This is a genomic window from Bifidobacterium moraviense (assembly GCF_012932365.1).
Lineage (GTDB): Bacteria > Actinomycetota > Actinomycetes > Actinomycetales > Bifidobacteriaceae > Bifidobacterium > Bifidobacterium moraviense.
The window spans coordinates 404,490-424,405 of record NZ_JAAIIH010000001.1 but is presented as its reverse complement, the minus strand read 5'-3'; the positions used below and the strand labels follow the sequence as shown (position 1 = coordinate 424,405).

Here is a 19,916-nt window from a genome sequence, read left to right as displayed (position 1 = left end):
TGCCGGCGCAGCAGAGGAGACCGTCATGTTCACGTTCCTTCCCGACCCGCAGTGGCTGCTCGTTCCGGCCGTCGCGCTGCTGGCGTGCTTCGCCTTGTCGATGGACCGCGAGCCGCGCCGGCTGCGCAATGCGATCGCCCTGTTCCTTGGCCTGTGGCTGCTGGCGCTGGGCGTCATGATCCGTCTGCTGACCATGGACGTGGCATGGAACGCGATGGTGACGCTCGTAACGGTTCTGGCGCTGGCGCCGCCGTTCGCGTTCGGCGTGCGCTGCCTGACGCATGCGGCCATGGCGCCGCTGCGCAGGCCGGAGTATCCGCTCTTCCCGGTGGCCGGCGTGCTGACGGGCCTGGCCGCGGGCATCGCATCGCTGGCATGGTGCGCGCTCATGGGCATGGCGACGTTCGTGCCTGCGGCCTTCTACGCCATTGCGGATTCGCAGGAGCTGTCGCGCGCGATGGCCGTGCTCGGCGCACTCGTGCTGGATCTGAGCCTGCCGTTCGCGGCGTGGCGGCTGTGGTCGGCGGCATGCGCCGTGCGTCCGGTCGACGCCGCGCGCTGCGACGTCATCCTCGTGCAGGGGCGCACCGTGGACGGCGACCGGCTGGACGAGCGGCGCATCGACGCGCGTTCGCCGAAACCCGATCCGTCCAGGCCATTGTCCAGACCATTGCCCGGTCCATTGCTTGCTGCGCGCCTCGACAGGGCCGTGCAGCTGTGGAACGCCTCGGCGGGCGCGGCCACGATCGCCGTAGGCGGCGTGCGCGACGACGACGGCACCGACGACACCGTGCGCATGCGAAGCATGCTGGAGGCGCGCGGCGTCCCGTCGTCGCGGATCGTGCGCCTGACCGACGGCACGCTGCAGGGGAACCTGCAGGCGCTCGCCGCGCGCAAGGGCAGGCGAGGCAGGGACGCCGACACGCGAGAGGACGCCGACGTGCGAGGCAGGGACGCTGGCGTGCTGCTCGTCACCGATCCCTACGATCTGCCGCGCGCTGCGGCGCTGTGCGCGCAGCTCGGCATCCCGAGCGCTTCCGCGGCGGCCGCTGTGCCGGTCGGATGGCGGACCGTCCGCATGATGCGCGAATACGCGGCGCTGGTGCGCGAGCACTGGGCCGCGTTCGGCGCGCCCGTCCTGCTGCTGTCGATCGTCGCGTTCATGGTCATGCCGTGACATGATGCCGTTACGCGATGCCGTGACCGCTGACTATTGCTGCGCCGGCATCCGCCCGCCTACACTGATGGCGTCATCTGATGGCGGCATCGGCGCGGGACGGGTGCGATCTCGCGCGACATCGAAGGGAAAGGGGCAGCGCATGAGCGCGAAGGCACTGATCGTCGTGGATGTTCAGCCGACGTTCTGCGAAGGAGGCGAGCTTGGCGTCGACGGCGGCAACGCCGTGGCCGAGCGCATCGCCGCGTACGTGACAGCGCATCGTGGCGAATACGCCTACATCGCCACCACGCAGGACTGGCACATCGAGCCGGGCGCGCACTGGTCCGATCACCCCGATTTCGTGGACACATGGCCGGTGCACGGCAAGGCCGGCACGCCGAACGCGCAGCTCCATCCGGCGATCCAGTCGCTCGGCATCGAGCATCATTTCAAGAAGGGGCAGTATGCGGCCGCCTACTCCGGCTTCGAAGGCATCGAGGACGACGGCGACGGCATCCAGTCGCGCGATCAGGTCGCTGCCGCGCTCGCCGCAGGACGCACGCTCGCCGGCGCGCTCAAGACGGCCGGCATCGAGCAGGTCGACGTCGTGGGCATCGCCGAATCGCACTGCGTCAAGGAGACCGCGCTCGACGCGCGCAAGCTCGGCTACCCGGTCACCGTATTCGAGGATCTCACCGTGCCGGTGAGCGAGGAGCTCGGCGCTGCCGCGCGCCGGCAGATGGCCGACGCCGGCGTCACGCTGCGCCGCGCGCAGTAGACCGGGGATGCGGATGCGCCTTGGCGGCGAGATGGTCGGATTTGATCCGCCACACCGTCACGGCCCTGACCTGCGCGTCGGTGAACGCCGCGTCGGGCATGTGCGCCTGATGCGCCATGAGCAGCCGAAGCCCGCGCCGGCACTCGTCGAGGTCATCCACGACTGACGCGGTTCCCTCACCCACGATCGAAGCGAACGCCTCGCCCCATCCGCACGCCGTGCGTCCCTCGATGACCTCGCAGTCCGTGCGCATGGAGAACGCGACGCGCAGACGGTTGCCGGCGTCCCGGATCGCGTCGATCTTGCGTCCGCGCGACGCCGAATGCATCCACAGCGCAAGGCGGCCGCTGACATGGTCGTATTCGTATCCGAAGTTGAGCGGCACGATCGTCAGCCCTTCGGCGTCCGCGTACGCGACGTCGACGACATCGCAGCCGGCGATGATCGCCTCGATGCGGTCCGGGTCCGTGACCTCGCGGTCGGCGCGTCGCATCGGGCGGTGCTCCCCGGCGATCGTGCGCGCGTCATTGCGCCGCCGCGCGCCGTTCGTCTCCTTCGCGTAGTCGACGCTCATGGTTGCCTGCCTTTCGCTCGTGCGCGGCTCGTGCGCGGCTCGTTCGCAATTCGCTCGCGGTTCGTCTGGATCATGATAGGTCGTGCGCCGCCGGCAAGCGAAGCGCCCGGTTCCGGACGCGGACCCCGTCGTTCCGTCGTCCGCCCGGAAACCCGCCCCTTCCCTTGCCGAGAACGGTTCCCGTCAGGCACCGGAGTCTCCTGCGTGGTCCGGTCTCCCGGGAACTTCCCGGAAGGACGCTGGGGGATGCCGGAAAACCCCGGGCGCGGACCCGCGGATACGCTAGGATGGGTGAAGCGAACAAGGAGGGACATGACCCAGGTCAACCATCGCTGCGCCGTGCTCGGCAAGCCGATCGCGCATTCGCTCTCGCCGGTGCTGCACAACGCCGCATACCGGGCCCTCGGGCTCGACGACTGGCACTACGACCGCCACGAGGTGGGCGAGGAGGACCTCGCCGGGTTCCTCGCGGGGCTCGACCCCACGTGGGCGGGCCTGAGCCTGACGATGCCCCTCAAGAAGACCATCCAGCCGTACGGCGTGCCGTCCAACCTGTGGGCGCGCGAGCTGAAGGTGGCCAACACCGCCGTGTTCGACTGGGCCGACGTCCTGGCCGGCCGCGCCGCCAATCCGTCCGTGAAGCTGTACAACACCGACGTGGTGGGCATCCAGCTCGCCTTCGACCACGCCACCCAGCAGGCTGGCGTCACCGTCGCGCAGCTGCGCGAGGGCCGTGCGCTCGTCATCGGCAACGGCAACACCGCCACCTCGGCCGTCGCCGCGTGCACGGTCATGCCCGAGGTCGGGCACATCACGGTCGCGGCCCGTCATCCCGACCGCAATCCCGCGCTGGAGCCGCTGGCGCGCAGGTTCCTGCGCCGCGACCACGCGCTCGACGTCGTCGCGCTCGACGACCGTGACGCCCTGCTCGCCGCCTTCGCGTCCGCCGACGTCGTCATCAACACCATCCCGGGCCATGCGGCCGACCCGGTGGCCGACCTGCTGGCCGAACGCGGCGCCGTGCAGCCGGGATCCCGTCTGCTCGACGTGGTCTACGATCCGCGTCCCACGGCGCTCATGCAGGCGTGGCGCGCCAGGGGAGGGCTCGCGATCGGCGGCGAGGAGATGCTGCTGTACCAGGCCCTGATCCAGGTGCTGCTCATGACCGGCGTCTGGGACGGGGACCCGCCGTCCGACGCGGACGGCCGGCTGCTGAACACGACCACCGACGACGACCGCATCGAAATCGCCATGCGCCACGCACTCGAGGAGGCACTGTGATGACCGACACCAATCCCGCCGATCCCGCGCAGGAGACGGCGCAGCCCTCGCCCGAACCCGCCAGCAACGTCGAGGTCCTCCTCATCACCGGCATGTCCGGCGCGGGGCGCTCCCACGCGGCGGACAGCGTCGAGGACATGGGCTGGTACGTGGTGGACAACCTGCCGCCCAAGCTGCTCGTGCCGCTGGTGGACATGATGACCAACTCGGCCTCGAAGATCCACAAGCTCGCCGCCGTCATCGACGTGCGGTCCCGCTCGTACTTCGACGACCTGTCCCAGGTGCTCAGCCATCTCGACGACCTCGGCGTCAAGACGCGCATCCTGTTCCTCGACGCCAGCGACGAGGTGCTCATCAAGCGCTACGAATCGGTGCGCAGGCCGCATCCGCTGCAGCGCGGCGGCCGTCTGATCGACGGCATCAGCGAGGAGCGCGCCCTGCTCGCCAACCTCAAGGAGCGTGCCGACATCGTCATCGACACGTCCAGCCTGTCGATCCACCAGCTGTCCACCAAGCTGTACGAGGGCCTGCTGGGCACCGGCCCCACCACCGTGGCCGTGCACATCTTCAGCTTCGGCTTCAAGTACGGCATCCCGCTCGACGCCGACTTCGTGGCCGACGTGCGGTTCCTGCCCAACCCGTTCTGGGTGCCGCAGCTCAGGGAGCTGACCGGCCTTGACGAGCCCGTGAGCGACTACGTGCTCGCCAGCGCCGGCGCGAAGGAGTTCCTCGACGCCTACGAGAAGGCGATCGACACCGCCATCCAGGGGTACGCGCGCGAGGACAAGCACTTCGTGACCATCGCGATCGGATGCACCGGCGGACAGCACCGCTCCGTGGCGATGAGCGAGGAGCTGGCGCGGCGCCTGCGCACGCACGGGCTGAACGTGACCGTCTCCGCGCGCGAGCTGCATCGCCACCGCTCGGCGGCGTGACGCCGGGTTCCCGCGCCGTGTCGGGCCCCGAATCGTCGCGGAAGCATCAAACGATTGCCGTTCGCGCGTCGGGCGTGGTTCACATGTCGAACACCGCGGCCTCGGAACCGCGGAACGAGGGCGGCCTTGTCCACGCGATTCGATATCACAGAAAGCCGGTGGTTTCGCGGACCGTTCCGCGGAACCGGCACAATTGAGCGAGAACTCAGAAGTTGTAGGAGGTTGGCTCTTGGCACTGCTCGATGACGTCAAAAGCGAACTTGCCGCAATCGACAACGAAACGTCTGCAGCGAAGAAGGCGCAGGCGGCCGCGATGATCCGTTTCGGCGGCGGCCTGCACCTCATCCAGAAGCACATCGTCGTCGAGGCGCAGTTCGATTCGCTTGATGCAGCGAAGTGGTTGCAGGATACGATCAAGGACGTGTTCGGTCACGAGTCCGACCTCATCCAGGTGTCGCGGCAGACCCCCAACGGCACGGTGCAGCGCTATTCGGTGCGCGTGCTGCGCGCGGGCGGCGCGCTGGCGCTGCAGACCGGCCTGATCGACCGCCGCAAGCGTCCGGTGCGTGGTCTTCCCGCCGACGTCGTCTCCGGCACCCCCGCGCAGATCAAGGCCGCGTGGCGAGGCGCGTTCCTCGCGCACGGCGAACTGTCCGATCCGGGCAAGGCCAGCTATCTGGAGATCGTCTGCCCGGGTTCCGAGGCCGCGCTGGCGCTGGTGGGCACGGCCCGCCGTCTCGGCATCAGCGTCAAGGCGCGTCAGGTGCGCTCCTCCGAGCGCGTCACGCTGCGCGACCCCGACGCGATCGAGCGCATGCTCATCCTGCTGGGCGCCCCGCGCTCGGCGCGCGAATGGACCGGCAAGCGCTCCGACGGCGAATCCCGCGGCAAGGCCAACCGTCTGGCCAACTTCGACGATGCGAACATGCGCCGCAGCGCCAAGGCGGCCGTCGAGGCCAGCGAGAAGATCCTCAAGGCGTTCGAGACCCTCGGCGACGACGTCCCGGAGAACCTCCGCGCCGCCGGCCAGCTGCGTCTCGACCACCGTGACGCCAGCCTCGAGGAGCTCGGCCGTCTGGCCGACCCGCCCGTCACCAAGGACGCCATCGCCGGACGCATCCGCCGTCTGCTCCTGCTGGCCGCCAAGGTGGAGAAGCAGCGCGCGCAGAACGCCTGATCCGCGGTCCCGTCCGTATTCGATCCATGCGGGCGCGCCGTCGTCCCGCGATGCGAAACCCCTGCGAAATGCAGGGGTTTTGTTCGTGTTGGCCTGTACACTTCGGAAGTGGCAAACAGCCCATTCCCTGCGTCAGCAGTACGGAAAGGATATTCATGAAGACACTCAAGGATCTTGGAGATCTCAAGGGCAAGCGCGTTCTGGTCCGCGCCGACTTCAACGTCCCGCTGAAGGGCGAGACCATCACCGACGACGGCCGCATCAAGGCCGCCCTGCCCACCATCAAGGCCCTGCGTGACGAGGGCGCCAAGGTCATCCTGATGGCCCACCTCGGCCGTCCGAAGGGCAAGGTCGTCCCCGAGCTGTCTCTGGCCCCCGTCGCCAAGCGCCTCGGCGAGCTGCTGGGCATCGAGGTCCCGCTGGCCGCCGACACCTACGGCGAGGACGCCCAGGCCAAGGTCGCCGCGCTCAAGGACGGCGACGTGGTCCTGCTCGAGAACGTGCGCTTCAACCCGGAGGAGACCAGCAAGGATCCCGCCGTGCGCGCCCCCTACGCCAAGAAGATCGCCGCGCTCGGCGAGGCGTTCGTGTCCGACGGCTTCGGCGTCGTGCACCGCGCCCAGGGTTCCAACTACGACGTGGCCGCCGACCTGCCCGCGGCCGCCGGCCTGCTCGTCGAGAAGGAAGTCAAGGCCCTCTCCAAGGCCACCGAGAACCCGGAGCGCCCGTTCACCGTGGTGCTCGGCGGTTCCAAGGTCTCCGACAAGCTCGGCGTCATCGAGAACCTGCTCGACAAGGCCAACCGTCTGGTCATCGGCGGCGGCATGGTGTTCACCTTCCTCAAGGCCAAGGGCTACGAGGTCGGCACCTCCCTGCTCGAGGAGGATCAGCTCGACAAGGTCAAGGGCTACATCGAGACCGCCGAGAAGAACGGCGTCGAGCTCGTGCTTCCGACCGACGTTGTCGTGAACGCCGGCTTCCCGGCCGGCGACACCCCGGTCGCCCCGGAGGTCGTCCCCGCCGACGCCATCCCGGCCGACAAGATGGGCCTCGACATCGGCCCGGAGTCCCAGAAGCTGTTCCACGACAAGATCGTCGACTCCAAGACCGTCGTGTGGAACGGCCCGATGGGCGTGTTCGAGGTTCCTGAGTTCGCTGCCGGCACCAAGGCCGTGGCCCAGGGCCTGGTGGACGCCACCAAGGCCGGCGCCTTCACCATCGTCGGCGGCGGCGATTCCGCATCCGCCGTGCGCAACCTCGGCTTCCCGGAGGACGGCTTCTCGCACATCTCCACCGGCGGCGGCGCCTCCCTCGAGTTCCTCGAGGGCAAGGAGCTGCCCGGCCTGAAGGTGCTGGAGTAGTCTCGATGCGATCGGCTCCCCTCCTCGAGGGGAGCCGTCTGCGCAGCAGAAGTCATATCGATCTTGGCTCCCCTCTCTGAGGGGAGCTGTCTGCGCAGCAGACTGAGGGGAGCTGTGGCACGATCCACGCTCCCCTCAGTCGCCCCTGTGGCGGTGCCTTCTCATGGGGAGGGGAGCCCGTCGCCGCGAAGCATCGTCATGGCACGAATCATCACGAGGAAGGAGTCCCGATGGCGCGCATCCCGCTGGTCGCCGGCAACTGGAAGATGAACTTCGACCATCTCGAGGCCACGTACTTCGTGCAGAGGCTCGCGTGGACGCTCAGGGACGCCAGATTCGACTTCCGGCGCTGCGAGGTGGCGCTCATGCCGGCGTTCACGGCGCTGCGCAGCGTGCAGGTGCTCGTGGAGGCCGACGACCTGCGGATCCGCTACGGCGCGCAGTCCGTGTCCGTCACGTCGCAGGGCGCGTTCACGGGGGACGTCTCCGCCGACATGCTCTCCAAGCTCGGCTGCCGGTACGTGATCGTGGGGCATTCCGAACGCCGCAAGTACCATCCCGAGGACGACGCCAACATCGTCGACCAGGTGCGCGCCGTGCTCGCCGCCGGCATGCAGCCGATCCTGTGCGTGGGGGAGAGCTTCGAGGAGCGTCGTCAGGGCATCGAGCTCGAGTTCGCCGTCGGACAGGTGCACGACGTGACGCGCGATCTGTCCGACGAGGACGTGGCGCGGCTCATCGTGGCCTACGAGCCCGTGTGGGCCATCGGCACCGGCATGGTCGCCACGCCCGATTCCGCGCAGCAGGCGGCCCGGGCCATCCGCGAGGCCGTCCACGCGCAGTTCGGTCCCCGCATGGCGGGCGCGATGCGCATCCTGTACGGCGGATCGGTCAATTCGCGCAACGCGCAGCAGCTGCTGCGGGGCGCCGACGTCGACGGATTCCTCGTCGGGGGCGCTTCGCTCGACGTGGACGAGTTCGCCAAAATATGCCGTCTGGCGGAAAAAACCGTCAAAACGTTCTGATCGGGCCGCTTTCATCCCGATGTTGGGGTATCATGGCTCAAGACTTACGAAAAGTGGAGGTTCAATAGTGGTTGCCCTGAAGATCACGCTGGATGTCATCGTCGTCGTCGCATCCGTGCTGCTCACCCTGCTCATCCTTATGCACAAGGGCAAGGGCGGTGGCCTGTCCGACATGTTCGGCGGCGGTCTCACCCAGAACGCCGGCACCTCGGGCGTGGCGGAGAAGAACCTCAACCGCCTCACCGTCATCGTGGCGCTCATCTGGGTCGCGGTCATCATCGCGCTCGGCCTGCTCGCCAAGTACAACCTCATCTGATCGGGGCCGGTCCAACCGGCCGGACGCATGCTTTCGGGGTCCGGGACCGTCAAGGTCCGCGGGCCCCTTTTCGTTGCCGTACCCATCGTCGTCTCCGCGGGAGGGAGTGCGCTGACCATGGAACACATCGCCGATCCGTCCGAATCCGGCGTCCGTCTGCTCGTCGTCGATCTGGACGGCACGCTGCTGCACGGCGCGGACACGTTCGAAGGCCGATACCTCGACCGGACCGCCATCGACGCGATGCGCCGCGCGCATGACGCCGGGTTCAAGCTCGCCGTATCCACCGCGCGCCCCGTGAGCACCGGTCTGGACATCGTGCGGCGGCTGCCCGTGGACGCCTGCGTGTACCTCAACGGCGCGCTCATCGACTTTCATCCGCTGGAATCGACGTATGAGTCCCTGACCCGGGACGACGTGACCGCCGACCCCGGCCTCGTGAAGATCGGCTTCGACGCCGCGCGCGCCTGCGAGGCGTGCCGGATGTTCACGGAGCGCCTTCCCGGGATCCGGTGCGGCATCGTCATGAACGACGTGCGCTACACCAACTTCGACGTCAGCGTCTACTGGAAGACCCAGACCTGGCGCTACACGGACTTCACCTCCGGCGAGGGGCGCACGGAGCGGGGCGTGCCGGACGGCGTGGCGGACAAGATCATCCTGTTCCCCGGGGCCGACCAGTGGGATGCGCTGGGCGAGCTCGTGCCCGACGACTTCGCGGCGTCCGTCTCCGAAGGCGTGATGTGGATGCTCATGAACCCGCTCGCCAACAAGGCGCACTCCCTGAGGCTCGTCTGCGACCGGCTCGGCGTGGACGTGGCGCAGACCGCGGCGTTCGGCGACGATCTCATCGACATCGACATGATGCGGACGGCCGGGCTCGGCGTGGCCGTGGCCAACGCGAACCCCAGGGTGCTCGCCATCGCCGACGAGGTATGCCCGTCCAACGACGAGAACGGCGTCGCGCAGTGGATCGACGGTCGTCTGCGCGCCCTCACCCGGGGCTGACCCGCCCGCGAGACGCCGCGGCACCGGCCGGGGCCGACCGCGTACTGTGGAGGGCATGAACGGCATCGAGTTCCACAACCTGACCATCCGCCATGCCACGGCGGCGGACGTCGCGGCGATCGCGGCGGTCGAGACGGCGGGATTCCCGCCCGCGGAGGCCGCCACGGAAGACCGGATCCGCGAGCGCGTCGCCGCATACCCGGAATGCTTCTGGCTGCTCGTCGACGGCGAGGGCCGCCTGCTCGCGTTCGTCGACGGCATGGCCACCGACCGGCCGGACCTCGCGGACGACATGTACGCCGACGCGTCGCTGCATGATCCGCACGGCGCCTGGCAGATGATCTTCGGCGTCGTCACCGCGCCGGAACATCGGCACCGCGGTCTGGCGAGCCTGCTCATGCGCCGGGTGATCGCCGACGCGCGCGGGGCCGGGCGCAGGGGACTGGTGCTCACGTGCAAGGATCGGCTCGTGGGATTCTACGAACGGTTCGGCTACGCGGACGAGGGCGTGTCCGGCTCCACGCACGGCAACGTGGTCTGGCATCAGATGCGGCTCACGTTCGGACGGAAGGAGACGCGATGAGCGAGGACGTCACGGCCGGCGGCCTCGTCGCCACGTTCGACGCGGGAACCACGGCCGTCAAGGGCGCGCTGGTGGACGGCGCGGGACGGATCGTCGCCAGTGCGAGCGGCGACCTCGATCTCATCGTCGACGGCGATCGGCTCGAGCAGGATCCGGACCGATGGTGGCGGGCGTTCTGCGCCGTCTCCCGCGCGATGACCGGCGCCGCGGCCGCGCAGGGCGTCGCCGCCGACGGGATCCGCGGCGTGATCATGAGCGGCCAGATGCAGGACGTGATCGCGTTGGACGGAAACCTCGATCCCGTGCGCAACGCGATCCTGTATTCGGACGGGCGCGCATCGCGGGAGGCCGCCGCGCTGGCCGAACGCTACGAGGGCGGGGAACGCCGGTTCCTCGAGACGGTCGGCAACCGGCTGGAGGGCTGTCTGCCGTTGCCGAAGCTCATGTGGATGCGCGCGCACGAGCCGGAGCGCTTCGCCCGGATGCGTCACGTGCTCATCAGCTCGAAGGACTACCTGATCGCGCGGCTCGCGGGCGTGTGCGTCGGCGACGTGGCCGCCTGCTCGACGGCCGGCGCGATGGACATCCGCACCGGCCGTTGGGACGCGGGACTGTGCGCGGCCGCGGGACTGGCGGAGGAGGGGCCGGACCGCCGCGTGCTGCCGGAACTGCACGATCCGCAGGATCTCGTGGGCGTCGTGCTGCCCGAGGCGGCCGCACTCACCGGACTGCCCGCCGGCGCACCGGTGCATGCGGGCATCGGCGACGCGGGCGCGACCACGTTCGCCAGCGGCGTGACGCGGCCCGGACAGTACAACGTCAACCTCGGCACGTCCGGCTGGATCGCCACCGTGTCCCCGGAGCCGTTCACCGACAAGCCAGGCGCCGCGAATTTGCGCTTCGGTGTGGCCGGCGGCTTCGTGAACGCGGTGCCCTTCCTCAACGCCGGCGACGTGCACCGCTGGGCCACGGCCGTGTTCGCGGACGGCGGCTATGCGGACGCGCACGCCCTGCTGGAATCCTCCGAGCCAGGCGCGCACGGCGTGCTGTGTCTGCCGTATCTGGTGGGGGAGCGCTTCCCCGTCATGAACCCGACCGTGCGCGGCGCCTACGTGGGGATCTCCCCGGACGCCACCCGCGCCGACCTGCTGCGTGCCGCCCTCGAAGGCGTGGCGCTGTCCATCCGCCAGGGCATGGCGAGCTTCGACGCCGCGCCCGAGTCGGTCTCCCTGATCGGCGGCGGGGCGCGCGAATCCGCGTGGTGCCAGATCCTCGCGGACGTGCTGGACCATCCGGTGCGCGTGTTCGACCATGCGGACATCCTGCCCGCGGTCGCCCTGGCGTCGCTGGTGTTCGGCAGGCCCGAACTGGTGGAGGCCGCGTCCGGCGGGCGGACCTACGAGCCGGACAGGGCGGCCGTCCGTGTCTACGACGCCGCGTTCGAGCGCTTCCTTGCGCTCTACCCGGCTCTGGGAGGCCTGCGATAGGAAATTGAACTCGAAACACGCGAGAGTTCAATTTGAGATCGGCGGGGTGTATGCTGTAAGCCAATTGAACGGACCGGCTGCGGCCGGAAATTGAACTTTAAGGCGGCAAGGCATATGGCCAATGAACTGTTCGCGCAGCGGCTGCGGGATGCGATGGACCGGCAGGGCATGAAGCAGATCGACATCGTCAACGCGGCGGCGGCCAAGGGCGTGCACCTGGGCAAGAGCCACATCAGCCAGTACGCGGCCGGCAAGACCATGCCGCGCGAGGACGTCCTCGGCTTCCTCGCCGAACAGCTCGGCGTGGACGCGGCATGGCTGCGCGGCGATCGCGACGCCGCCGACGGGACGGCGGTTCCGTCGTCCGCAGCCCCGCAGCCCGCCGCTTCGGCCGCCGCGACGCCGAGACCGGAACCCGGAGCGTCCTTCGTGCCCCGCCGCCGCACGTTCGGCAAGTCGCACAAGCTCGACAACGTCCTGTACGACGTGCGCGGCCCGGTCGTCGACGAGGCGGCGCGCATGGAGGCGGACGGCACGCACATCCTCAAGCTCAACATCGGTAACCCCGCACCGTTCGGCTTCCGCACCCCGGACGAGGTGGTCTACGACATGGCGCACCAGCTCACCGACACCGAGGGCTACTCGCCGTCCAAGGGCCTGTTCTCCGCGCGCAAGGCCATCATGCAGTACGCGCAGCTCAAGAATCTGCCCAACGTGACCATCGACGACATCTACACCGGCAACGGCGTCAGCGAGCTCATCAACCTGTCCATGTCCGCGCTGCTCGACGACGGCGACGAGGTGCTGATCCCCAGCCCCGACTATCCGCTGTGGACCGCCTGCGTGAACCTGGCGGGCGGAACCGCCGTGCACTACGTGTGCGACGAGGAGTCCGAATGGTACCCGGACATCGACGACATGCGCGCCAAGATCACCGACCGCACCGTCGCCATCGTGCTCATCAACCCGAACAACCCCACCGGCGCACTGTACCCGAAGGAGGTGCTGGAGCAGATCGTGGAGCTGGCGCGCGAATACCATCTCATGATCTTCTCCGACGAGATCTACGACCGTCTCGTCATGGACGGCCTCAGGCACGTGTCCATCGCGTCGCTCGCCCCGGACCTGTTCTGCGTGACGTTCTCCGGCCTGTCCAAGTCGCACATGATCGCCGGATACCGCGTGGGATGGATGGTGCTGTCCGGCAACAAGCGCATCGCCAAGGACTACATCGAGGGCCTCAACATGCTGGCCAACATGCGCATCTGCTCGAACGTTCCGGCCCAGTCCATCGTGCAGACCGCGCTCGGCGGCCACCAGAGCGTCAACGACTACATCGTGCCCGGCGGCCGACTCTACGAGCAGCGCGAGTACATCTACGACGCGATCAACTCGATTCCGGGACTCACCGCCGTCAAGCCCAAGGCCGCGTTCTACATCTTCCCGAAGATCGACGTGAAGAAGTTCAACATCCACGACGACGAGCAGTTCGCGCTCGACCTGCTGCACGACCAGCGCATCCTCATCACGCGCGGTGGCGGCTTCAACTGGGACAAGCCCGACCACTTCCGCATCGTGTACCTGCCGCGCATCGAGGTGCTCAGGGACGCGACCGACAAGATCGCGGACTTCCTTGGCTACTACTGGCAGAGCTGACCCGTCGTCACCGTCCGGACACCCACACCGCGTCGGAATGCACGTGCGGCAGCATCAGCGCCGCGACCGCCAGCAGGCATGCGATCATCACCATGAGGATCACGTCCTCGTGGCCGCGCATCTGCAGCATCGCGCCGGTCAGCGCGCCGCACGCGAGCGCCAGCATCACCACGATGCGCCGGCCGAGCTTCGAGGCCTCGTGCCCGCGCGCGGACGCGTCGGCGACCATGCCGGTCAGCGTCATCGTGAGCACCGTGGTCGGCAGGTCGGGCACGGCCAGCTTGCGCGCCGTGGAGTTCTGCACGCCCATGGCCGGCGCGAGCAGCACGATCAGCAGGATGATGTGCAGATCGATCTGGCTGCCGGTGGGGAAGTTCAGGCTCGGCTGCGCCGCCCGCGCCGCCGCATCGGACGACATGCCGCCCATCGCGGGCTCCGGGACGAGGCCGTTCAGCACGTAGATGCCGATCAGCGCCGCCGCGACGAACGCGAGCTGCACGAGCGTCGACGCCAGCAGATGCTGCGCCCGGTTCGCGCCGAACCGGCGGATGATGCGCCCGCCGATCAGTGCTCCCGCGACGAAGCTCACCAGCGTCAGCGCCGACGTCCACCATACGAAGCCCTGCGCGTGCGCGATCGCGAACCCCAGGAAGACGATGTTGCCGGTCACGTTGGCGACGAACACGTGCCCCAGCGCAAGATAGCTCAGCGCATCCACGAGCCCGGCCACGAACGTGAGGATCACGAGCGCGGGGGAGAGCAGGCCGTACCGGTCGTCTTCGCGGGGAACCAACGTGCGTCCTGCTTCGGCGAGATGCGATGTCATGACGTGCTGCGGCTCCTTCGTGCGGAATGCGTGACTATACGGTGGAACGGCACAGATGGGACGGTCGGCGCCGTGCAGGCGCATGCCGATGGGCGGCCTGCCGTGGCGTAGGCCATTATGCGGGCGCGCCCGGACGTGGGCGGCCACTCGGCGCCTCGCGGCGGGGCGCGTACTGTAGGAGGAACGGCCGCACGACGGCAGGACCGGCGGGCACGACAGACCGGCATGACGGAAGGGACGCACCATGGCATTCACCGACGACCAGCTCGAACGCTACTCACGGCATCTGATCCTCAAGGACATCGGCGTGCGCGGGCAGAAGCGTCTGCTCGCCTCGCGCGTGCTCGTCATCGGCGCGGGCGGTCTCGGCTCGCCGGCGGCCATGTACCTCGCCGCGGCGGGCGTCGGCACCATCGGCATCGCGGACGACGACGTCGTGGACCTGAGCAACCTGCAGCGCCAGATCATCCACGGCACGGCCGACGTGGGCGAACCCAAGGTCGAGTCCGCCGCCGCGACCATGCGGGCCATCAACCCGGACGTCACCGTGGAGCCGCATCGCATGCGCATCGATGCCACCAACATCGCCGGTCTCATCGACGACTACGATCTCGTCGTCGACGCCACCGACAACTTCTCCGCGAAGTTCCTCATCAACGACGCATGCGTGCTCGCCGGCAAGCCGTACATCTACGGCGGCGCCGTGCGCTTCGAGGGGCAGCTCATGGACGTCGTGCCCGGCGAGGGGCCGTGCTACCGCTGCATCTTCCGCGACATGCCCGCCGCGGGCGAGGTGCCCAGCTGCAGGGAGGCCGGCGTGCTCGGCGCCGTGGTGGGCATCATCGGCAGCATGCAGGCCGTCGAAGCCGTCAAGCTGCTGCTCGGCATCGGCGAGCCGCTCGTCGCGCGCATGATGACGGTCGACGCGCTGAGCATGGCCTGCCGCGCCGTGCCGCTGCCCGAACGCGAATCCGACTGCCCGGTGTGCGGCGGGAACCCGACCATCACCGCGCTCGACCCCGCCAACTACGTGCAGCCCGCCTGCGCGATCTGAGTGCCGTCTCGGCAGCCGTCCGCCCGTTCCTATGACGTGTCATAGGCAACGGTTATGGCCTCGCTGCGGCATGCATCCCCGCCCTGCCATAGGATCGAAGGAACAGATGTATCGAAGGAAGCGGCTGCCGAACGTCGGCGCCGATGAGCACAGGGGAGCATGACGTGACGGGACCGCAGGCGGCGAAGAGGAACGACGACGAGGAATTCCGGCGCATCGGACCGGAGGAGTTCGACCGGCTTGACAGAAGCACGGTCACGCTGCTCGACCTGCGCGAGCCGGACGAGGTGCTGGTGCACGGATTCGCCGACGCCATCAACATTCCATTCGACCAGATCAGCACGAAGCTGAGTCAGGTTCCTGCCGGCAAGCCGGTCGTGGTCTTCTGCCGCGTGGGCGACTGGAGCGAGGAGGTCGCCGAGATCCTCGCCGACCGCGGGTACGATGCGATCAACCTCGACGGCGGCTTCCAGGCGTACCGCGCCTACGTCGAAGCGCAGGGGCGTTCGCTGGACGAGGCGCTCGCCGCGGGTGGCGCGGCGGGTGACGCCGCGGCTGGTTCGACGGCCGCCCCGGCGCTGTCCATTCCGGTGGCGAAGCAGCAGCTTGCCGCCCCGCAGGCCAAGCCCGTGTTCGTCGACGCCAAGGGCCTCAAGTGCCCCGGCCCCATCGTCAGGATCGCCGACACGCTGCGTCCCCTGCCGGTCGGCACGCGACTGACGGTCGAAGCCACCGAGGACGCGTTCTGCTCGGACGTCGCCGTATGGTGCGAGCGCACCGGCAACCGGCTCGTGGATCTCACGCGCGGCGACGACGGAGTGATCCACGTCGTCATCGACAAGACCGCCGAGATGCCCGAGCCCGGCGCGCCCGCGGCGGCCTGCCCGAGCGCGGCCGCGGGCGTCTCCGGCGTCGCTGCCAACCCGGACGGCGGCGATATCCGCCACGACAAGACGTTCGTGGTGTTCAGCGGCGACCTCGACAAGACCATCGCCGTGTTCATCATGGCCAACGGCGCCGCCGCCATGGGTCGCAAGGTCACGGTCTTCTTCACGTTCTGGGGACTCAACATCCTGCGCAAGCCCCATCGCGTGCGCGTCCGCAAGACGCTCATCGAGCGCATGTTCGGCATGATGATGCCGCGCGGCACGAGGAAGCTCGGCCTGTCGCGCATGAACATGGGCGGCATCGGCGCGAAGATGATCCGCTGGATCATGAAGTCCAAGAACGTCGAATCCCTGGAATCGCTCATGCGGCAGGCCCGTGAGCACGGCGTGCGGCTCGTGGCATGCCAGATGTCGATGGACATCATGGGCATCCGCAAGGAGGAGCTCATCGACGGCGTGGAGCTCGGCGGCGTGTCCACGTTCCTCGGTTCCGGCGAGACGAGCGACATGAGCCTGTTCGTGTGAACCGAGTTCCCGTCCCCGTCCGGTCGTCGCCGACCGGACGCATGGTGAACCGGATGGGACCGTGTTCAAACCGACGGCACGGAAATTGAACTTTCGTGCCAAGCGGAGCATCGTCTGCGGAGCACATGCAACGGTCCGCCGCCAGCGACCTTCGCCGGCGGCGGACCGTACGTAGATCGCACCCGTTCGTTCGAACCGCTGATCGCCGTCGGGGGAACGAGCAATGGGACGGCGGTGGCCGGTTCAGATAACGATTTCCGTATTGAACTGATCTCCGCGGCACTCATCCATGAACCTTCCGGGCAGTTCAATTCTCCCGTTTGCTGTCGTTTACTTTTCGGCATCCATTTTACGGACGTTTACCTGCCGTGCCGTCCGGTCGTGTGACGGCGTCGGATGAAGTGTGCATGGGGTGTATCGACGGCGACGCCATGGGCGGCTCGTCGCGCAAGCGGCCGCAGGTTTCGGCGTTCCCGCCGTATCCATGGCAGACGCAGACGGCGGAGAATGCGATGCGGAACGCCGCCGCCGGAGACCGGCTCCGTCGGATCAGCCGCGTCCGTGGCGCCTCGCCGAATCGACCACGCCGACGAGCATGCCGACCACGGCAGGGACGACCCAACCCAGCGAATAGGACTGCAGCGGCAGCAGATCCAGCGCGGCGGCGAGCCACGGCAGCGATCCGCCGAACACGACGACCAGATCGCTGACACATCCCATCAGCGCCGTCACGCCCACCAACAGCACGGTCCAGAAGTACACGCGGCCGAACCTGGCGGCGAACCAGCGATGGGTGAGCGCCAGCGCCACCAGCACGATGGCCATCGGGTACAGCGCGGAGAGCACCGGCACGGACACCCTGATGATCGCGGACAGTCCGGCGTTGGACACCACGAGGCTGAACAGCGTGAAGACCACCTGCCATGCGCGGTAGCTCACGCCGTGACCGGCGACGGTGCGGAAGCGCTCGTGGAAGTAGGACGCGCAGGTGCAGATGAGGCCGGTGCACACGTTGAGGCACGCGATCACGAACACGGCGCCGAGGAACGCGGTGCCCGCGGTCCCGAAGACGGACGACGTGAGGTTGGTGAGCACCGTGGCGCCGGTGTCGTGCGCGGGGTCGATGGCGACGATCGCGCCGGAGACCACGCCCACGTAGCTCAGCGCACCGTAGATGAGGACGAGCAGCGCGCCCGTGCCGAGGCCTGCGTACGCGGTCTCGCGGCGCACCTGCGGCTCGTCGCCGACGCCGTTCGCCCGGATGTTGGCGCTGATCACGATGCCGAAGTACAGCGCGGCCAGCAGGTCCATGGTCTGGTAGCCGTCGAGGAATCCGCGCGTCAGCTGCCCGGACGCGTAGTCGCCGCCCGGCACCGCGGGCGTGCCGACGCCGTGAACGAGGCACGCGGCGAAGATCACCGCGATGAGCGCGAGCAATAGCGGTCCCATGAACCGGCCGAGCACGTGCGAGAGCTTCTCGGGCCTCTGCGCGAACAGGAACGAGAGCGCGAAGAACGCGACCGAATAGATCAGCTGGGCCGCCCAGCGTCCGTCCGCGCCCGCGAACGGGGCGACCATCATCTCGAACGACGTGGTGGCGGTGCGCGGAATGGCGAAGCACGGGCCGATGGTGAGGATGATCGCCACGGCGAGCACGGTGGCGAATCCGGGGGAGACCCGGCGGGCGAGATTGTCGAAGCCGCCGGCGAACGACACCGCCAGCACGCCGAGGATCGGCAGGCCCACGGCGGAGACGATGAATCCCACGGTCGCCGGCACCGCGGCCGCTCCCGCCTGCGCGCCCACGAACGGCGGGAAGATGAGGTTGCCGGCGCCGAAGAACATGGAGAAGAACGTGAACGTCATCACGATGCGCTGCCGGGGCGACAGTCCGCGCATCCGCGGCGTCCGTGCGGCGGACGAGGCGTCGATGGCGTTCGACGATGGCGATGGCTGTCGCATTTCCTGTACTCCCTGGTTGCTCGGTTCCGTTCGTCGCCAAGCTATCCGCCGGCGGCGACGGGAGGCGGCTCCGGCGGCGGCGTGCCCGTGATGCGAACGGAAACGAGCCGGCATGCGGGACGGACATGCGAAAGGGCCCCGTCTCTCCAAGGAGGGGTGGGACCCTTTCGGCTAGTTCAGCCTATGCGGCTGCGTCGCGAACGGAGCGGGAGCGCTCAGCCGTTGACGCGGTCGATGCCGGCCTGGACGTCCGCCAGCACGGAATCCCAGGACTTGATGAAGGCGGCCACGCCGTCGGCCTCGAGCTTGTCGGTGACGTCCTTGAGGTTGATGCCCAGCTCGGCCAGCTTGTTAATGATGGCGTGGGACTCCTCGTAGGTGCCCTCGATGGACGGGGCGCCGTTGCCGTGGTCGGCCAGGGCGTTCAGGGTCTTCTCCGGCATGGTGTTGACGATGTGCTTCGCGACGAGCTCGTCAACGTACTTGCAGTCGGAGTAGGCCGGGTTCTTGGTGCCGGTGGAGGCCCACAGCGGACGCTGGACCTTGGCGCCCTTGGCGGCCAGCTCGGCCCAGCGCGGATCCTCGGCGAACTTCTTCTCGAACAGCTCGTAGGCCAGACGGGCGTTGGCCACGGCGGCCTTGCCCTCGAGAGCCTTGGCCTCGTCGGAGCCGTTGGCCTCGAGCAGCTTGTCGACCGCGGTGTCCACGCGGGAGACGAAGAAGGAGGCGACGGAGCCGATGTGCTTGAGGTCGTGGCCGTTGGCGGCGGCCTGGGCGATGCCCTCGATGTAGGCGTCGATGACCTGCTCGTAGCGCTCGAGCGAGAAGATCAGGGTGACGTTGACGGAGATGCCCTTGGCCAGGGTGGCGGTGATGGCCGGCAGGCCCTCGAGGGTGGCCGGGATCTTGATCATCGCGTTCGGGCGGTTGACCTTGGCCCACAGCTCCTCGGCCTGCTTCTCGGTGGCCTCGGTCTCGTGGGCGAGACGCGGGTCGACCTCGATGGAGACGCGGCCGTCGACGAAGTCGGTCGCCTCGGCGATCTCGCGGAAGATGTCGGTGGCGTTGCGCACGTCGGTGGTGGTGAGCTCGCGCACGGCGGTCTCGACGTCGACCTTGCCGAGCTCCTTGAGCTGGGCGTCGTACGGGCCGACCTGGCTCAGGGCCTTCTGGAAGATGGACGGGTTGGTGGTGACGCCCACGACGTTCTTGTTGGCGATGAGGTCCTGCAGGGAGCCGGACTCGATGCGGGAGCGGGACAGGTCGTCCAGCCAGATGGACACGCCGTTGTCGGAGGTGCGCTGAGTTGCTTCAGTCATGTG

18 protein-coding genes are annotated in these 19,916 nt (G+C 68.5%); 14 read left to right on the top strand and 4 right to left on the bottom strand.

The genetic code is table 11. From position 1 onward, the window contains the following. Positions 1–25 precede the first annotated feature (25 nt). Entirely contained in the window at positions 26–1,177 is a 1,152-nt protein-coding gene (locus G1C96_RS01925) for a YdcF family protein (RefSeq protein WP_169274947.1), read from the top strand. 142 nt (positions 1,178–1,319) lie between these two features. Continuing rightward, positions 1,320–1,937 (top strand): isochorismatase family protein, encoded by a 618-nt coding sequence (locus tag G1C96_RS01920; RefSeq protein ID WP_169274946.1) that lies wholly within the window; start codon positions 1,320–1,322, stop codon positions 1,935–1,937. On the opposite strand, the gene G1C96_RS01915 is transcribed toward G1C96_RS01920, so the two are convergent. After that, on the bottom strand, positions 1,915–2,511 hold the full coding sequence (locus G1C96_RS01915; RefSeq protein ID WP_169274945.1) for a pyridoxamine 5'-phosphate oxidase family protein: 597 nt from the start codon (positions 2,509–2,511) through the stop codon (positions 1,915–1,917). The genes G1C96_RS01920 and G1C96_RS01915 overlap by 23 nt on opposite strands. A 312-nt stretch (positions 2,512–2,823) precedes the next feature. Between G1C96_RS01915 and G1C96_RS01910 the strand changes: the two genes are divergently transcribed. The 10 genes from G1C96_RS01910 to G1C96_RS01865 all read left to right on the top strand — a co-directional run bounded on the left by G1C96_RS01910 (position 2,824) and on the right by G1C96_RS01865 (position 13,340). Further along, the gene (locus G1C96_RS01910) at positions 2,824–3,792 is read left to right on the top strand and encodes a shikimate dehydrogenase family protein (RefSeq protein ID WP_169274944.1); all 969 of its coding nucleotides are present in this window, start codon (positions 2,824–2,826) and stop codon (positions 3,790–3,792) included. Further along, complete coding sequence (rapZ, locus tag G1C96_RS01905; RefSeq protein ID WP_169274943.1) at positions 3,792–4,727, top strand: RNase adapter RapZ; 936 nt, start codon at positions 3,792–3,794, stop codon at positions 4,725–4,727. The genes G1C96_RS01910 and rapZ overlap by 1 nt, the downstream gene beginning before the upstream one ends. A gap of 229 nt (positions 4,728–4,956) precedes the next feature. Further along, complete coding sequence (gene whiA, locus G1C96_RS01900; RefSeq protein ID WP_169274942.1) at positions 4,957–5,904, top strand: DNA-binding protein WhiA; 948 nt, start codon at positions 4,957–4,959, stop codon at positions 5,902–5,904. A 155-nt stretch (positions 5,905–6,059) separates the two neighbouring features. Beyond that, entirely contained in the window at positions 6,060–7,265 is a 1,206-nt protein-coding gene (locus tag G1C96_RS01895) for a phosphoglycerate kinase (RefSeq protein ID WP_169274941.1), read from the top strand. Positions 7,266–7,495: 230 nt separating this feature from the next. Beyond that, positions 7,496–8,290, top strand: a complete 795-nt coding sequence (tpiA, locus tag G1C96_RS01890; RefSeq protein ID WP_169274940.1) for a triose-phosphate isomerase — start codon at positions 7,496–7,498, stop codon at positions 8,288–8,290. 67 nt (positions 8,291–8,357) lie between these two features. Beyond that, positions 8,358–8,606, top strand: coding sequence for a preprotein translocase subunit SecG (secG, locus tag G1C96_RS01885; protein ID WP_169274939.1), 249 nt, complete (start codon positions 8,358–8,360; stop codon positions 8,604–8,606). A gap of 117 nt (positions 8,607–8,723) precedes the next feature. After that, a complete protein-coding gene (locus tag G1C96_RS01880) occupies positions 8,724–9,614 on the top strand; it encodes an HAD family hydrolase (protein ID WP_169274938.1) in 891 nt (296 codons plus the stop codon). A 55-nt stretch (positions 9,615–9,669) separates the two neighbouring features. Next, positions 9,670–10,197: a GNAT family N-acetyltransferase gene (locus G1C96_RS01875; protein WP_169274937.1), complete on the top strand. Its 528-nt coding sequence runs from the start codon at positions 9,670–9,672 to the stop codon at positions 10,195–10,197. Further along, on the top strand, positions 10,194–11,684 hold the full coding sequence (locus G1C96_RS01870; RefSeq protein WP_169274936.1) for a xylulokinase: 1,491 nt from the start codon (positions 10,194–10,196) through the stop codon (positions 11,682–11,684). The genes G1C96_RS01875 and G1C96_RS01870 overlap by 4 nt, the downstream gene beginning before the upstream one ends. A 114-nt stretch (positions 11,685–11,798) precedes the next feature. After that, positions 11,799–13,340, top strand: coding sequence for an aminotransferase class I/II-fold pyridoxal phosphate-dependent enzyme (locus G1C96_RS01865; protein WP_169274935.1), 1,542 nt, complete (start codon positions 11,799–11,801; stop codon positions 13,338–13,340). Positions 13,341–13,347: 7 nt separating this feature from the next. Here the strand turns inward: G1C96_RS01865 and G1C96_RS01860 are convergent, their stop codons facing one another. Continuing rightward, entirely contained in the window at positions 13,348–14,166 is an 819-nt protein-coding gene (locus G1C96_RS01860; RefSeq protein WP_169274934.1) for a YoaK family protein, read from the bottom strand. A gap of 244 nt (positions 14,167–14,410) precedes the next feature. Here G1C96_RS01860 and thiF point away from each other — a divergent pair, with 244 nt between their 5' ends. Both thiF and G1C96_RS01850 read left to right on the top strand, forming a co-directional pair. Next, positions 14,411–15,220 carry a thiazole biosynthesis adenylyltransferase ThiF gene (thiF, locus tag G1C96_RS01855; protein ID WP_169274933.1) on the top strand — a complete coding sequence of 270 codons (810 nt, stop codon included), beginning with the start codon at positions 14,411–14,413 and terminating at the stop codon, positions 15,218–15,220. 164 nt (positions 15,221–15,384) lie between these two features. Then, a complete protein-coding gene (locus tag G1C96_RS01850; RefSeq protein WP_335341902.1) occupies positions 15,385–16,632 on the top strand; it encodes a DsrE/DsrF/DrsH-like family protein in 1,248 nt (415 codons plus the stop codon). Between the two features lie 549 nt (positions 16,633–17,181). Here G1C96_RS01850 and brnQ read toward each other — a convergent pair. Continuing rightward, positions 17,182–18,531 (bottom strand): branched-chain amino acid transport system II carrier protein, encoded by a 1,350-nt coding sequence (brnQ, locus tag G1C96_RS01845; protein ID WP_240945071.1) that lies wholly within the window; start codon positions 18,529–18,531, stop codon positions 17,182–17,184. 278 nt (positions 18,532–18,809) lie between these two features. Next, a complete protein-coding gene (gene tal, locus G1C96_RS01840; RefSeq protein WP_169274931.1) occupies positions 18,810–19,913 on the bottom strand; it encodes a transaldolase in 1,104 nt (367 codons plus the stop codon). Positions 19,914–19,916 lie beyond the last annotated feature (3 nt).